This window comes from Leclercia sp. GLN_9, assembly GCF_043105735.1.
Lineage (GTDB): Bacteria > Pseudomonadota > Gammaproteobacteria > Enterobacterales > Enterobacteriaceae > Enterobacter > Enterobacter adecarboxylatus.
Genome location: NZ_JBICLV010000010.1, coordinates 74,001 through 89,605, shown reverse-complemented (window position 1 = coordinate 89,605; position 15,605 = coordinate 74,001). Strand labels below are relative to the sequence as shown.

Here is a 15,605-nt window from a genome sequence, read left to right as displayed (position 1 = left end):
GTGAAAGAAGAGAGAAGCCTATGTTTGGTGGTAAAGGCGGTCTGGGTGGTCTGATGAAGCAGGCCCAGCAGATGCAGGAAAAAATGCAGAAGATGCAGGAAGAGATCGCACAGATGGAAGTGACTGGCGAATCTGGCGCAGGTCTGGTCAAAGTGACCATCAACGGTGCGCATAACTGCCGTCGCGTGGAGATCGACCCAAGCCTGCTCGAAGACGACAAAGACATGCTGGAAGATCTGGTCGCCGCTGCATTTAACGATGCTGCGCGCCGTATCGACGAAACCCAGAAAGAAAAAATGGCCTCTGTATCCTCTGGAATGCAGCTGCCACCGGGCTTTAAGATGCCGTTCTGATGCAAACCAGTCCGCTGCTCACGCAGCTAATGGAAGCGCTACGCTGCCTGCCGGGCGTAGGCCCGAAGTCAGCGCAGCGCATGGCGTTTACCCTGCTGCAGCGCGATCGTAGCGGCGGCATGCGTCTGGCGCAGGCGTTGACCCGCGCCATGTCAGAAATCGGACACTGTGCAGACTGCCGCACCTTTACCGAGCAGGAAGTGTGTAACATCTGCGCCAATCCGCGCCGTCAGGAAAACGGCCAGATCTGCGTGGTGGAGAGTCCTGCGGACATCTACGCCATCGAACAGACCGGGCAGTTTTCTGGCCGCTATTTTGTGCTGATGGGCCACCTGTCGCCGCTGGATGGTATCGGCCCGGATGATATTGGTCTGGACCGTCTGGAACAGCGTCTGAAATCGGAAACGATCAACGAGGTGATCCTCGCCACCAACCCAACGGTGGAAGGGGAGGCAACGGCCAACTACATCGCGGAACTGTGCGCGGAGTCAGGCGTCGAAGCTAGCCGTATCGCCCACGGCGTACCGGTGGGCGGTGAGCTGGAGATGGTGGACGGCACCACGCTGTCACACTCTCTGGCCGGTCGTCACAAGATTATTTTCTGACCAAACGGAGGCTGCAGCCGTGGCCTCCGCTTGAAAACCTTCCTCGCTATCCCCATCTCTCCCTCAACGCTTTTAAACCCCATTAAATGGCATTGTTGAGGTCGACTTAGTATGAAAGGACAAGAAACCCGCGGTTTCCAGTCAGAAGTAAAACAACTTCTGCATCTGATGATCCATTCTCTTTATTCCAATAAAGAAATCTTCCTGCGTGAGCTTATCTCTAACGCCTCTGATGCGGCAGACAAGCTGCGTTTCCGTGCGCTCTCGAAGCCAGAGCTGTATGAAGGTGACGGCGAACTGCGCGTGCGCGTCTCGTTTGATAAAGAGAACCGCACCCTGACCATCGCGGATAACGGCATCGGCATGACCCGCGATGAAGCCATTGACCATCTCGGTACTATCGCGAAATCCGGCACCAAAGCCTTCCTGCAGTCCATGGGTTCCGATCAGGCTAAAGACAGCCAGTTGATCGGCCAGTTCGGCGTGGGCTTCTATTCGGCGTTCATCGTGGCGGATAAAGTCACCGTACGCACCCGTGCGGCAGGCGAGAGCGCTGAAAACGGCGTCTTCTGGGAATCCCACGGTGAAGGCGAATACACCGTAGCCGACATCACTAAAGCCGATCGCGGCACCGAGATCACCCTGCACCTGCGCGAAGGGGAAGACGATTTCCTCAACGACTGGCGCGTGCGCTCCATCATCAGCAAATATTCTGACCATATCGCTCTGCCGGTTGAGATCGAAAAACGGGAAGAACAGGACGGCGAAACCGTTATTTCCTGGGAGAAGATCAACAAGGCGCAGGCGCTGTGGACGCGTAACAAGTCTGAGATCAAAGACGAAGAGTACACCGAGTTCTACAAGCACATCGCCCACGACTTTACCGATCCGCTGACCTGGAGCCACAACCGCGTGGAAGGGAAGCAGGAATACACCAGCCTGCTGTACATCCCGGCGCAGGCGCCGTGGGATATGTGGAACCGCGATCACAAGCACGGCCTGAAGCTGTACGTGCAGCGCGTGTTCATCATGGACGAAGCCGAACAGTTCATGCCGAACTACCTGCGCTTTGTGCGTGGCCTGATTGATTCCAACGATCTGCCGCTGAACGTCTCTCGTGAGATCCTGCAGGACAGCACCGTGACCCGCAACCTGCGCACCGCCCTGAGCAAACGCGCCCTGCAGATGCTGGACAAGCTGGCGAAAGACGACGCAGAAAAATACCAGACCTTCTGGAAACAGTTCGGCCTGGTACTGAAAGAAGGCCCGGCGGAAGATTCCTCCAACGTCGAAGCCATTGCCAAACTGCTGCGCTTTGCCTCCACATATACCGACTCCTCCGAGCAGACCGTGTCGCTGGAAGAGTACATCTCCCGCATGAAGGAAGGGCAGGAGAAGATCTACTACATCACCGCCGACAGCTATGCCGCGGCGAAGAGCAGCCCGCACCTTGAGCTGCTGCGTAAGAAAGGCATCGAAGTGCTGCTGCTTTCCGATCGCATCGATGAGTGGATGATGAACTACCTGACCGAGTTCAGCGGTAAAGCGTTCCAGTCCGTGGCGAAAGCCGATGAGTCCATCGACAAGCTGGCGGATGAAGTGGACGAAACCGCGAAAGAGGCGGAAAAAGCGCTGGAGCCATTTGTTGAGCGTGTGAAAACCCATCTGGGCGATCGCGTGAAAGAGGTGCGCTTCACACACCGTCTGACCGATACGCCAGCCATCGTCACCACCGAAGCCGATGAGATGAGCACCCAGATGGCGAAGCTGTTCGCTGCTGCGGGCCAGAGCGTACCGGAAGTGAAGTACATCTTTGAACTAAACCCGGATCACGCGCTGGTGAAACGCGCGGCAGACACCCAGGACGACGCCCGCTTTGCCGAGTGGGTTGAACTGCTGCTGGATCAGTCCCTGCTGGCCGAGCGCGGCACGCTGGAAGATCCAAACCAGTTCATCAAGCGCGTCAATGCGTTGCTGCTGGCGTAATTAAACGTCTGCCCCTCACCCTAACCCTCTCCCCAAAGGGGAGAGGGGACTTCAATACCCTCTCCCCTTTGGGGAGAGGGCGGGGTGAGGGGAAATCCTCTGCCCTCTGTCAAATTATCTCCCTCGTTAACCGTTTCAGCCTTCCCGCCTTCCTTGAGCCACGTCCGTTCTGATGGTATTGTTTAGCGCTTTTTGAAAAATTGAACCAACTTTTGAGGGGATTTTCGCAATGCGTATTATTCTGCTTGGCGCTCCGGGCGCGGGTAAAGGAACTCAGGCTCAGTTCATCATGGAGAAATACGGTATTCCGCAAATCTCTACGGGTGACATGCTGCGTGCCGCTGTTAAATCTGGCTCCGAGCTGGGCAAACAGGCGAAAGACATTATGGACGCCGGCAAACTGGTAACCGATGAGCTGGTTATTGCTCTGGTTAAAGAACGCATTACTCAGGAAGATTGCCGCAACGGTTTCCTGCTGGACGGCTTCCCACGTACCATTCCTCAGGCTGATGCCATGAAAGAAGCGGGCATCAACGTGGATTACGTGCTGGAGTTCGACGTACCGGACGAACTGATCGTGGACCGTATCATCGGTCGTCGCGTACACGCCGCTTCCGGCCGCGTTTACCACGTGAAATTCAATCCACCGCAGGTGGAAGGTAAAGACGACGTGACCGGCGAAGAGCTGACCACCCGTAAAGACGATCAGGAAGAGACCGTGCGTAAGCGCCTGGTGGAATACCATCAGATGACCGCGCCACTGATCGGCTACTACTCTCAGGAAGCGCAGGCGGGTAACACCAAATACGCTAAAGTTGACGGCACCAAGCCTGTCGCTGAAGTTCGTGCAGAGCTGGAAAAAATCCTCGGCTAATCGCACACCCCCACCCAGTCATTCGGGTTGTATCACGGCGGCACGTACGCGAATCCCAGTCACTCAGATAACGCTGTGACTGGGGTAAGGGTACGCAGCCAACACAGAGGCAGCCTGAAGGATGTCGTGACTCTCACCCGGGCCCCCGGGTGAGAAAAATTCTCATCTTATCTATCGCAGCAATGGGTTCCGTTTACGCACTTTTCAGATACACTTATCAGCCTGTTATAAGGTTATGAGGCGTGAATGAGTCAGGCGAAAACCGGCATCCTGCTTGCCAATTTAGGTACCCCCGAAGCCCCCACCCCCGCAGCGGTCAGCCGTTATCTGCGTCAGTTTCTGAGTGATACGCGCGTTGTGGATACCCCGCGCCTGCTATGGTGGCCATTACTGCGTGGCGTGATCCTGCCGATCCGTTCGCCGCGTGTGGCTAAGCTCTATCAGTCCGTCTGGATGGAAGAGGGGTCGCCGCTGATGGTCTACAGCCGCCGCCAGGAGAAGGCGCTGGCCGCCCGTCTGCCGGATATTCCGGTTGCGCTGGGGATGAGCTACGGTAAACCGTCGCTGGAAAGCGCTGTCACAGAGCTGCTGGCGCAGGGCGTGGACCATATTGTGGTGCTGGCGCTCTATCCGCAATACTCCTGCTCCACCGTCGCCGCGGTCTGGGACGAGCTGGCGCGTATTCTGGCGACCCGACGCCGTATTCCTTCCGTGACCTTTATTCGCGATTACGCGGATAACGAAATGTATATCAACGCCCTTGCCAGCAGCGCACGCGCGTCCTTTGCAAAACACGGCGAGCCGGATCTGCTGCTGCTTTCCTATCACGGTATCCCGCAGCGGTTTGCCGATGAAGGTGACGATTATCCGCAGCGCTGCCGCGATACCACGCGTGAGCTGGTGTCCGCCCTGGGCCTGCCGCCGGAGAAGGTGATGATGACCTTCCAGTCGCGCTTTGGCCGCGAGCCGTGGCTGACCCCTTATACGGATGAAACCCTCAAAATGTTGGGCGAGAAAGGCGTGAAGCACATCCAGGTGATGTCGCCGGGCTTTGCGGCCGACTGTCTTGAAACCCTGGAGGAGATTGCGGTACAAAACCGCGAGTTCTTCCTCGAAGCGGGCGGAACGAAATACGAGTACATTCCGGCGCTGAACGACGACCCAGAACACATCGAGATGATGGTGTCGCTGGTGACTAACAGCCGCTGATCGCGTTAAAGGCCGGGATTGTGCTACCATTTCCGGCCCATCCGTTACTCGTAGCTCAGAAGATGAAATTTCCCGGTAAACGCAAATCCAAACACTACTTTCCCGTTAACGCCCGCGATCCGCTGCTCCAGCAAATTCAGCCGGAGAATGAGACCAACGCCGCCTGGGTGGTGGGTATCGATCAGACGCTGGTGGATATTGAAGCAAAAGTGGACGATGCGTTTGTCGCGCGTTACGGCCTGAGCGCCGGGCACTCCCTGGTCATTGAAGACGATGTTGCGGAAGCGCTGTACCAGGAGCTGGTACGGAACAACCTCATTACCCATCAGTTTGCCGGTGGCACCATCGGCAACACCATGCACAACTACTCGGTGTTGGCGGATGACCGCTCCGTTCTGCTGGGTGTGATGTGCAGCAACATCGAAATTGGCAGTTATGCCTACCGCTACCTCTGCAACACCTCCAGCCGTACCGATCTGAACTACCTGCAAGGGGTGGACGGGGCGATTGGCCGCTGCTTTACGCTGATCGGCGAATCCGGCGAGCGTACCTTCGCCATTAGCCCAGGGCACATGAACAAACTGCGCGCAGAGAGCATCCCGGAAGAGGTGATTGCCGGGGCATCTGCGCTGGTGCTGACCTCCTATCTGGTGCGTTGCAAGCCGGGCGAGCCGATGCCGGAAGCCACCATGAAGGCGATAGAGTACGCGAAGAAGTATAACGTGCCGGTGGTCCTGACCCTGGGTACCAAATTCGTGATCGCTGATAACCCGGAGTGGTGGCAGGCCTTCCTGAAAGAGCACGTCTCTATTCTGGCGATGAATGAAGAAGAGGCCGAAGCCCTGACCGGCGAGAGCGATCCGCTGCTGGCTTCTGATAAAGCGCTGGACTGGGTCGATCTGGTGCTCTGCACCGCCGGGCCGGTAGGCTTGTATATGGCGGGCTTCACCGAAGAAGAGGCGAAACGCAAAACCCAGCATCCACTGCTGCCAGGGGCGATCGCCGAGTTCAACCAGTTTGAATTCAGTCGCGCCATGCGCCACAAGGATTGCCAGAACCCGCTGCGTATCTTCTCGCATATCGCCCCGTATATGGGTGGGCCAGAGAAGATCATGAACACAAACGGCGCAGGAGACGGCGCGCTGGCTGCGCTGCTGCACGATATCACCGCCAACGCCTTCCATCGCACCAACGTGCCGAACTCCAGTAAACACAAGTTTAACTGGCTGACCTATTCGTCACTGGCGCAGGTGTGTAAATACGCGAACCGCGTGAGCTATCAGGTGCTGAACCAGCACTCACCGCGCTTAACGCGTGGCTTGCCGGAGCGGGAAGATAGCCTGGAAGAGTCTTACTGGGACAGGTAAAAGCAAAAAGGCAACGTGAGTTGCCTTTTTAGTGTTTGTTCCCTCTCCCTGTGGGAGAGGGCCAGAGTGAGGGCATCAGCCCGCAGCAAACTTAACCCGTCACCGTCGCTTCAACCGGCGGTTTCTCCAGCAGCGACAGCATGGTATTCGCAATCTCACGCTCGCCCATTACCACCTGATTAGCGCCGCGTTCCATGATGTATTCCACTTCGTCGTCGTAATGCGCCCGGGCAATAATCTCCAGGTGCGGGGATTTTTCACGGGCGGAAACCACAATCTCACCGGCTTCGTAACCGTTGGGGATGGTCAGCAGCAACCATCGCGCGCAGTCAAGATGCGCCAGATTCATGATTTCTTCATTCGCCGCATTGCCCAGCACCGCGCGGATACCACGCTCGCGCAGTTCGTCCACTCGCGTGCGGGAGGTTTCAATCACCACCAGCGGAATGCCCTGGGCCATCAGCTTCTCGCCCAGCAGGCTCCCGACGCGGCCAAAGCCGACCAGCAGGGCGTGGTTGCAGATATCCACCGGGATCTGTTTCTCTTCTTCCGTCGCCTCTTCCAGCGTCTGCTCTTCAAGGGTTTCGGTTTTTTCGAGGTATTTTTCCAGCAGTGCGAACAGCACCGGGTTGAGCATAATCGAGAGGATTGCCCCCGCCAGCACCAGATTTTGCCCGGCCTGTGGCAGCAGATCCAGCGCCATGCCCAGCCCGGCAAGGATAAAGGCAAACTCACCAATCTGCGCAAGGCTGGCGGCGATGGTCAGTGCGGTACGCGGCGAGTGACCGAACATACGCACCAGGAAGAACGCGGCGACCGACTTACCAAAGATGATGATTGCCAGGGTGCCAAGCACAGCCAGCGGCTGATCAATCAGCACCCGCGGGTCGAACAGCATCCCCACGGAGACGAAGAACAGCACGGCAAATGCATCACGCAGGGGCAGGGTATCGTGGGCGGCGCGGTGGCTCAGCTCAGATTCATTCAGCACCATCCCGGCAAAGAAAGCGCCGAGGGCGAAGGAGACATCAAACAACTCAACGGCGCCAAAGGCGATGCCCAGCGCCAGGGCCAACACCGCGAGGGTAAACAGCTCGCGCGAGCCGGTCGCGGCGCTACGGGAGAGGATCCACGGCACCAGGCGGCGGCCTACCAGCATCATAATGGCGATAAACGCCACCACTTTACCGATGGTGATACTCATATCCAGCGCCAGCGTGGCAAAGCCGACGTTGTCTTTTTCGAGCATCCCGGCGACAGCAGGCAGCAGCACCAGGGTTAATACCATCACCAGATCTTCAACAATCAGCCAGCCAATAGCGATCTGCCCCCGCTGGCTGTCAATTAACTGCCTCTCTTCAAGCGCGCGCAGCAGCACCACGGTACTGGCGGTAGAAAGACACAGACCAAACACAATGCCGGTCATCAGCGGCCAGCCCAGCATCGCTGAAAGCGCCATACCCAGCAACGTCGCCACGGCTATCTGGGCGATCGCGCCGGGAATGGCGATGGACTTTACCGCCATCAGATCCTTCAGGGAGAAATGCAAACCAACACCGAACATCAGCAGGATCACGCCAAGCTCCGCCAGCTCCGGGGCAAGTTTAGTATCAGCAACAAAACCTGGGGTAAAGGGACCGGCTAACACGCCAGCTAATAAATAGCCCACCAGAGGCGAAATGCGAAGTTTATTGGCAAGCATACCGAGTATAAATGCGAGTACAAGTCCACCGACAATGGTGGTGATAAGCGGTGTGGCGTGATGCATTCCGTCTCCTTTCGTTGCTGAGTTAATCCATTTTTGGTTTAAAACCAAAAAGCCGAGTAATAGTTTATGACAAATTTAATGATTATGTTTATGAATAATTGTTGAAATTTGAGTAAAACAGCAATAAGAGTTAAACGAAAGCAGAACAGGACGATTTTGCAGAGGCTATGCTAAGAAAGGCTTATGGCAGTAGGGAAGGTTGCGGCCAAACCAGGAGTTTGACCGCGGATAAATCAGGCTTTATGTCGATTATCAGGCAGGAATATGGTCAACATCCCAAGAAGTGGCAGGAAAGCACAGATTTTGTAGACCAAAAAGATGCTGGTATGGTCTGCAATCAGCCCTAATACCGCCGCGCCAAGGCCGCCCATCCCGAAGGCGAAACCAAAAAACAGCCCGGAAACCATGCCGATACGGCCCGGAAGCAGCTCCTGGGCATACACCAGGATGGCCGAAAACGCCGAAGCGAGTATAAAACCAATGATCACGGTTAAAACACCCGTCCACCACAGACTTGCGTAAGGCAAAATAAGGGTGAAAGGCGCTACGCCGAGGATAGAGCCCCAAATAACATATTTACGCCCAATCTTATCCCCCAATGGCCCGCCAATAAACGTCCCTGCCGCTACCGCAAACAGGAAGGCAAACAGGTGAAGCTGGGCGTTTTGTACCGATAATCCGAATTTTTCCATCAGATAAAAGGTGTAATAGCTGCTGATGCTCGCCATGTAGAAGTATTTGGAGAAAATTAGCATCAGCAGGATGCTGACGGCGAGAATTACCTTATTGCGCGGCAGGGGATTAATTACCGGCGCTTTTGGTTTGCCCTTATTTACCTTGTGCTGGGCCGCATACCAGCGGCTGATCTGCGCCAGCACCACAATCGCTAACAGCGCCGCCAGCACAAACCACGCCACGTTGCCTTTACCGTACGGGGCAATAATCACTGCTGCCAGCAGCGGGCCGAGGGAGCTACCGAAGTTACCGCCCACCTGGAACAGCGACTGCGCCAGACCGTGACGGCCCCCGGAGGCCATGCGCGCCACGCGGGACGACTCCGGGTGGAAGACCGACGAGCCGGTACCCACCAGTGCGGCGGCCACTAAAACGCCCTCAAAGCTCCCCGCCATAGCCAGCAGGATCAGGCCGCTCAGGGTAAAGCACATGCCAATCGGCAGTGACCACGGCATCGGATATTTATCCGTCCAGTAACCCACCACCGGTTGCAGCAGCGATGAGGCCAGTTGGAAGGTCAGGGTGATCATGCCGATCTGCACGAAGGTAAGGGAGAACTCGGACTGTAATAGCGGATAGATCGCCAGAATTAGCGACTGGATCATATCGTTCAGCAGATGTGAAAGACTGATTGCGCCGAGAATACCAAATGAGGTGCGAGACTTAGCAGCCGACACCGGTGGAGTAGATTCACTGATTGCCATAAATACCACGTCGATTGTTATAGGAAATGCAGGATGTAATTATTATCCGACTAACATACCTGTCCCCGACATTTGAGGAAAGTCGCATTTCTGAAAACAAAGTTGTCTATTCTGCTTACTCGCTGTAATTTTTGCCTTTGTCTATGGATCAGGGAGTGAAGAAATGAAGTTAATGAAGCGAGGCATCGCGCTGGCAATAATCGCGGCGTGCGGTCTGTTAAGCCTGCCAGCCCAGGCCTGGGAGCAGGATAAAACCTATAACATTACCATCCTGCATACCAACGACCACCACGGCCACTTCTGGCGCAGCGAATATGGCGAGTATGGCCTCTCGGCGCAGAAGACGCTGGTGGACGGGATCCGCAAAGAGGTGGCAGCCAAAGGCGGCAGCGTGCTGTTACTCTCCGGCGGCGACATTAATACCGGCGTGCCGGAGTCGGATTTACAGGATGCAGAACCCGATTTCCGCGGTATGAATTTGATTGGTTACGATGCCATGGCCGTCGGTAACCACGAATTTGATAATCCTATCGAAGTATTACGCCAGCAGGAGAAGTGGGCCAAATTCCCGTTCCTCTCCGCCAATATTTACCAGAAAAGCACCGGCGAGCGTTTATTTAAACCCTGGGCCATTTTCAAACGCCAGGATATTAAAATTGCCGTGGTCGGGCTGACCACCGATGACACAGCCAAAATCGGCAACCCGGAATATTTTACCGATATCGAATTCCGTAAACCGGCCGACGAAGCGAAGCTGGTGATCCAGGAATTACAGCAGAACGAAAAACCGGACGTGATTATCGCCACCACCCATATGGGCCATTACGATAATGGCGATCACGGCTCGAACGCCCCGGGCGATGTGGAGATGGCGCGCAGCCTGCCAGCGGGTTCGCTGGCGATGATTGTGGGTGGTCACTCCCAGGATCCGGTCTGCATGGCGTCAGAAAATAAAAAACAGGTGGACTATGTGCCTGGCACGCCGTGCGCGCCGGACAAGCAGAACGGCATCTGGATTGTGCAGGCCCATGAGTGGGGTAAATACGTCGGCCGCGCGGATTTCGAATTCCGTAACGGGGAGATGAAGCTGGTGCATTATCAGCTGATCCCGGTCAACCTGAAGAAGAAGGTGACCTACGATAACGGCCAGAGCGAGCGCGTCCTCTATACCCCGGAAATTGCGGAAAACCCACAGATGCTCTCCCTGCTGTCGCCGTTCCAGAATAAAGGCAAAGCCCAACTGGATGTGAAGATCGGTACACTCTCCGGCAGGCTGGAAGGGGATCGCAGTAAGGTGCGTTTCGTGCAGACCAACATGGGGCACCTGGTGCTGGCATCGCAAATGGCGCGTACTAACGCCGATTTTGCGGTAATGAGCGGCGGCGGGATCCGCGACTCCATTGAAGGCGGTGATATCACCTATAAAGATGTCCTGAAGGTGCAGCCGTTCGGCAATGTGCTGGTGTATGTCGATATGAGCGGCAAAGAGGTGACGGATTACCTGACTGCGGTAGCACAGATGAAGCCTGACTCCGGTGCCTATCCGCAGTTCGCCAACGTCAGCTTTGTGGCGAAGGGCGGGGTACTCAACGACCTGAAGATCAAAGGCGAAGCGGTTGACCCGGCCAAAACCTACCGGATGGCGACCCTGAGCTTTAACGCCACCGGCGGCGACGGTTATCCGCATATCGATGACAAACCGGGCTATGTGAATACCGGCTTTATCGACGCCGAGGTGCTGAAGCAGTACATCCAGCAGAATTCTCCGCTGGATGTGAACGCGTATGAACCTAAGGGTGAGGTGAGCTGGCAGTAATGAAGGCCGTGCCGGGTGGCGTTTCGCTTACCCGGCCAGCGGTTGGATGGTTTTCATGTTGTAGGCCGGGGAAGGCGTAGCCGCCACCCGGCTTTTTTTATTCCCGGCGTGCGATATCCGCAAACTGCGCATCCAGCATTCTGGCCAGATCGCTGGCCGCCAGCTCAATATCCAGCCCTCGCTTGCCGCCCGAAATATAGATCGTTTCAAAGGCCTGAGAAGGGGCATCGATCAGGGTTGGCAGACGTTTTTTCTGGCCCAGCGGGCTAATACCGCCCACCAGATACCCCGTCGTGCGCTGCGCCACCATTGGGTCGGCCATATCCACTTTTTTGGCGCCCAGCGCCTTCGCCACCTTTTTGAGATCCAGCTGCCCGGCAACCGGCGTCACCGCCACGGCGAGATGCTTCATATCGCCGTTGACCGCAACCAGCAACGTTTTATAAACCTGGTCGGCGTTCAGCCCCAGTTTACGCACCACTTCATCACCAAAATTGGTCTCACTCGGATCGTGGTCATAGGTATGGATCCGAAAAGTGATTTTGTTTTTTTCGAGTAATTTCACGGCGGGTGTCATAGCAATCCTTCTTAGCCCGGACAATAAACGCTCTAAGCATACGCCTCAGAAGAGGCTAAAAAATAGCACCATCTTGCGCATATAGTGTTGGCAGTGATGGTCACTTTGAGCGACAATCGGCTCAACCGGAGGTCTCCTTCGGCATAATAATAACGATGAAATTCCTCTTTGACGGGCCAATAGAAATATTGGCCACTTTTTTATCTCAGCAATGACGGCAAATTCCCCTCGCCGTACAAATGCAGTGCCCCAACCGCAACCACATACCGTCCCGCAGGCAGCGCGCGAAGCTTCTCGCACCATGCCTGGTTACGCTCGTGCATCAGTACGTCATACAGCGATTCGCTGAAGGTGGCCGGAAGTGCCAGCCTGTCGACGATGGGGGGGGAATCCAGCCACCAGCTCACCATGGTTTGCAGCAACCGGGCATTGGTATGCCAGTGAGTCAGGGTATCTTCAAGCAGCAGTAAGCCGTCGTTTGGCATCTGGCGCAGCAGGGCAATCTGGCTGGCGGCCCCCTCCAGCTCAATAATGGGCAGCTGCTGTGTACGGGCGGCATTCAGCAACTGGTAATCAATGCCGTAATCGCCCCGCAGCCCCAGACGCTGGGCCTGCGTGGCCTGCAACACCATCGCGATTTGCCATAACGGCTGGCTTTCTAGCATAGAGAGCGACAGCCCAAGCTCGTCGGCAAGCCGTTCCACCTCGGCCAGCTGGCTGGCGCTAAGACGCTCACTGAGCGGAGGCGGGATCGCCAGGCCTGAAAAGGGCGACTCCTCCCCGGAAATATCCGCTTCTACAATCAGCGCATCGGCATTGTGCAGCCTGTCGATCAGGCCCGCGGGCAGGGGAGACATATCCCGGGTGCCCATATGGATGCTGCCGACCAGATGCAGGTGCTGCCCGCCAGGCAAGGAGATATCGAGGCCGGGCCAGCGATAGCGGCGGGGGAAAAGGGCGCGAAACGATGCTTTTATACGTTGAAACAGACTCATACGCGCTCCAGGATGGTAAAAATTCATGCTAGCGCGTGGGAAAGGGCGGTGCAAGACGTCCTTGTCTTATGCACGCGGTTACTCTTTCGGTTTAAACCGCAGCAGGCGGTTGGCGTTGCTCACCACGGTAATCGAGGAGAGGGCCATGGCGGCACCCGCGACCACCGGGTTGAGCAGCGTACCGGTCAGCGGCCAGAGGATCCCGGCGGCGATGGGAATGCCGAAGGCGTTATAGACAAAGGCTCCCAGCAGGTTCTGCTTCATGTTGCGCAGGGTCGCTTTCGAGATGGCAAGCGCATCGGCCACGCCCATCAGGCTGTGGCGCATCAGGGTGATCGCCGCCGTTTCGATGGCGACATCGCTGCCGCCACCCATGGCGATCCCCACATCCGCCTGGGCCAGCGCCGGGGCATCGTTGATGCCGTCGCCAATCATGGCTACGCGGCGGCCTTGATCCTGCAGTTTGATAATCGCATCCGCTTTGCCGTCCGGCAGCACACCCGCGATCACCTCATCAATACCGGCCTCGCTGGCAATCGCCTGAGCGGTGACGGCGTTATCCCCGGTCAGCATCACCAGACGATAGCCCGCGCGGTGCAGGCGTTGCAGCGCACTCACGCTGTCGGCGCGCAGCGGATCGCGTACGGCAAACAGCGCCGCGACCTGGCCATCCACCGCCAGCAGTACCGGGGTCGCCCCCTGCGCGGCATGGGCCTGCAACTGCGCATCCAGCGCCCCGGTGTCGATGCCGTTTTCGGCCAGCAGCGCCTGGTTGCCCAGCAGCAGCCTACGGTTATCAACGTCCCCGCTGACCCCCAGCCCGCGCAGGGTACGGAAGTTATGCACCTGCGGCAGGGTGGCGTCTGCTTTCTCCAGAATCGCCCGCGCCAGCGGGTGGCTGGAACCCTGTTCGAGCGCGGCGGCCAGGCGCAGCGCTTCGGCCTGGTCGATCCCGCCCGTGGTATCGACGGCGACCACCTGCGGTTTACCTTCGGTGAGGGTCCCGGTTTTATCAAATACCAGGGTGTCTAAGGTGCTGGCGCGTTGCAGGGCGTCGGCATCACGCACCAGCACGCCGGATTCTGCGGCCCGGCCAACGCCTGAGATAATCGACATTGGCGTCGCCAGCCCCAGTGCGCACGGACAGGCGATGATCAGCACCGTGGTAGCGATCACCAGGGTGTAGACAATCTGCGGCGCAGGGCCAAAGAAGTACCAGATAGCGGCGCTGAACAGGGCAATACCCACCACCACCGGCACGAAAATAGCGGAAATTTTATCCGCCAGCTTGCCGATCTCCGGCTTGCTGCTCTGGGCCTGGCGCACCATGCGGATGATGCGCGACAGCGTAGTGTGGCTGCCGACGGCACTGGCGCGGAACAGCACGCTGCCATCCTGCACCACCGTACCGGCGTGGACGCTCTCCCCGGCGCTTTTCTGCTGCGGCACCGGCTCGCCAGTGAGCATGGCTTCGTCAAACCAGGCTTCGCCCTGGGTAATGTCGCCGTCTACCGGCACGCGATCGCCGGTCGTCAGGCGCAGGATCATCCCTGCCTGAACCTCGGCCAGCGGCAGGTTTTGTTCACCGTTTTCCGTGACTACCCGGGCGGTCGGCGGGGTTAAATCGAGCAATCTTTCCAGCGCTTTGGAGGAGCGCTGGCGCGCCCGCGCCTCCAGCATATGACCGAGGTTAATCAGGCCGATAATCATGGCGCTGGCTTCATAATAGAGATGGCGGGCTTCCATCGGGAACCACTGCGGCCAGACGTTGACGCTCATCGAGTAGAGCCACGCCGCGCCCGTGCCCAACGCCACCAGCGTATCCATGGTAGCGGTACGGTTTTTCAGGCTTTTCCAGGCGCTGGTATAAAAATGGCCGCCAGCAAAGATCATCACCCCGAGTGTGATAACGCCAATTACCAGCCACAGCGTGCGGTTGTCGTCGGTGACCATCATGTTGTCACCGAGCATGCCCCAGCCCATCACCGGGATCCCCACCAGCAGGGCGACAATCGCCTGCCAGCGAAAACGTTTCATGGTGGCAATGGCCGTTTCTTGCTGGCGTTCACGGCGTTTGAGGTCATCTTCAATCGCCTCGGCGCCATAGCCTGCTTTTTCAACGGCCTGCACTAAATCAGCGGCGGAGGCATGGCCCATCACCAGCGCAGTGCGCTCCGCCAGGTTGACCCGTGCCTGTGCGACACCCGGTACGGCCTGCAAGGCGTTCTGTACTCGGGTAACGCAGCTGGCGCAGCTCATGCCGTTGATCAACAGTTGTTGGCTGTCATCACTGTCGTGAGCTGCCGGAAGCTCAGAGGGGGCCGCTGTCAGTGCTTCCGACGGAGTTGTTGACGCTGTCAGCGGATCAGCCTTTGGGTGGCTTAACACCGCACCGTAACCGGCCTGTTTGATGGTGTCGATCAGGGCATCGGCGCTGGCGCTGCCGGTAACGACGGCGTGGTCGATGGTGACCTCTGCGGTGTCAACGTCCGGGCGTTGCTCCAGACTCTCTTTAACGCGTTTGACACAGTGGCCGCAGGAGAGGCCGTCCAGTGTCAGATCGATGGTGTGAGACATACGAATACTCCTTATAAATCTCCAGCCAGATATTGACCG

12 protein-coding genes are annotated in these 15,605 nt (G+C 57.3%); 7 read left to right on the top strand and 5 right to left on the bottom strand.

The genetic code is table 11. The features are described from left to right. The first annotated feature begins 20 nt into the window (after positions 1–20). From ACF8PE_RS05470 to gsk, 6 genes are all read left to right on the top strand, one after another. Positions 21–353: a YbaB/EbfC family nucleoid-associated protein gene (locus ACF8PE_RS05470; RefSeq protein ID WP_032616874.1), complete on the top strand. Its 333-nt coding sequence runs from the start codon at positions 21–23 to the stop codon at positions 351–353. Further along, complete coding sequence (gene recR / locus ACF8PE_RS05465; RefSeq protein WP_032616875.1) at positions 353–958, top strand: recombination mediator RecR; 606 nt, start codon at positions 353–355, stop codon at positions 956–958. The genes ACF8PE_RS05470 and recR overlap by 1 nt, the downstream gene beginning before the upstream one ends. A gap of 111 nt (positions 959–1,069) precedes the next feature. Beyond that, the gene (htpG, locus tag ACF8PE_RS05460) at positions 1,070–2,944 is read left to right on the top strand and encodes a molecular chaperone HtpG (RefSeq protein ID WP_392494669.1); all 1,875 of its coding nucleotides are present in this window, start codon (positions 1,070–1,072) and stop codon (positions 2,942–2,944) included. Between the two features lie 229 nt (positions 2,945–3,173). Continuing rightward, complete coding sequence (adk, locus tag ACF8PE_RS05455) at positions 3,174–3,818, top strand: adenylate kinase (RefSeq protein ID WP_032616878.1); 645 nt, start codon at positions 3,174–3,176, stop codon at positions 3,816–3,818. A 246-nt stretch (positions 3,819–4,064) separates the two neighbouring features. Next, positions 4,065–5,027 carry a ferrochelatase gene (gene hemH / locus ACF8PE_RS05450; RefSeq protein ID WP_032616879.1) on the top strand — a complete coding sequence of 321 codons (963 nt, stop codon included), beginning with the start codon at positions 4,065–4,067 and terminating at the stop codon, positions 5,025–5,027. A 62-nt stretch (positions 5,028–5,089) separates the two neighbouring features. Beyond that, positions 5,090–6,394 carry an inosine/guanosine kinase gene (gsk, locus tag ACF8PE_RS05445; protein ID WP_144883513.1) on the top strand — a complete coding sequence of 435 codons (1,305 nt, stop codon included), beginning with the start codon at positions 5,090–5,092 and terminating at the stop codon, positions 6,392–6,394. A 91-nt stretch (positions 6,395–6,485) separates the two neighbouring features. Here gsk and ybaL read toward each other — a convergent pair whose 3' ends face one another. After that, the gene (gene ybaL / locus ACF8PE_RS05440) at positions 6,486–8,162 is read right to left on the bottom strand and encodes a YbaL family putative K(+) efflux transporter (protein WP_103791845.1); all 1,677 of its coding nucleotides are present in this window, start codon (positions 8,160–8,162) and stop codon (positions 6,486–6,488) included. 233 nt (positions 8,163–8,395) lie between these two features. Next, positions 8,396–9,601 carry an MFS transporter gene (locus ACF8PE_RS05435; protein WP_392494668.1) on the bottom strand — a complete coding sequence of 402 codons (1,206 nt, stop codon included), beginning with the start codon at positions 9,599–9,601 and terminating at the stop codon, positions 8,396–8,398. Between the two features lie 163 nt (positions 9,602–9,764). On the opposite strand from ACF8PE_RS05435, the gene ushA reads away from it, so the two are divergent. Next, on the top strand, positions 9,765–11,417 hold the full coding sequence (gene ushA / locus ACF8PE_RS05430) for a bifunctional UDP-sugar hydrolase/5'-nucleotidase UshA (RefSeq protein ID WP_392494667.1): 1,653 nt from the start codon (positions 9,765–9,767) through the stop codon (positions 11,415–11,417). Positions 11,418–11,514: 97 nt separating this feature from the next. On the opposite strand, the gene ybaK is transcribed toward ushA, so the two are convergent. The 3 genes from ybaK to copA form a co-directional block, all read right to left on the bottom strand. After that, positions 11,515–11,994 (bottom strand): Cys-tRNA(Pro)/Cys-tRNA(Cys) deacylase YbaK, encoded by a 480-nt coding sequence (ybaK, locus tag ACF8PE_RS05425; protein WP_191153087.1) that lies wholly within the window; start codon positions 11,992–11,994, stop codon positions 11,515–11,517. A gap of 200 nt (positions 11,995–12,194) precedes the next feature. Further along, positions 12,195–12,989 carry a TraB/GumN family protein gene (locus ACF8PE_RS05420; protein ID WP_144838285.1) on the bottom strand — a complete coding sequence of 265 codons (795 nt, stop codon included), beginning with the start codon at positions 12,987–12,989 and terminating at the stop codon, positions 12,195–12,197. A gap of 78 nt (positions 12,990–13,067) precedes the next feature. After that, positions 13,068–15,566 carry a copper-exporting P-type ATPase CopA gene (copA, locus tag ACF8PE_RS05415; RefSeq protein WP_392494666.1) on the bottom strand — a complete coding sequence of 833 codons (2,499 nt, stop codon included), beginning with the start codon at positions 15,564–15,566 and terminating at the stop codon, positions 13,068–13,070. Between the last annotated feature and the right edge of the window lie 39 nt (positions 15,567–15,605).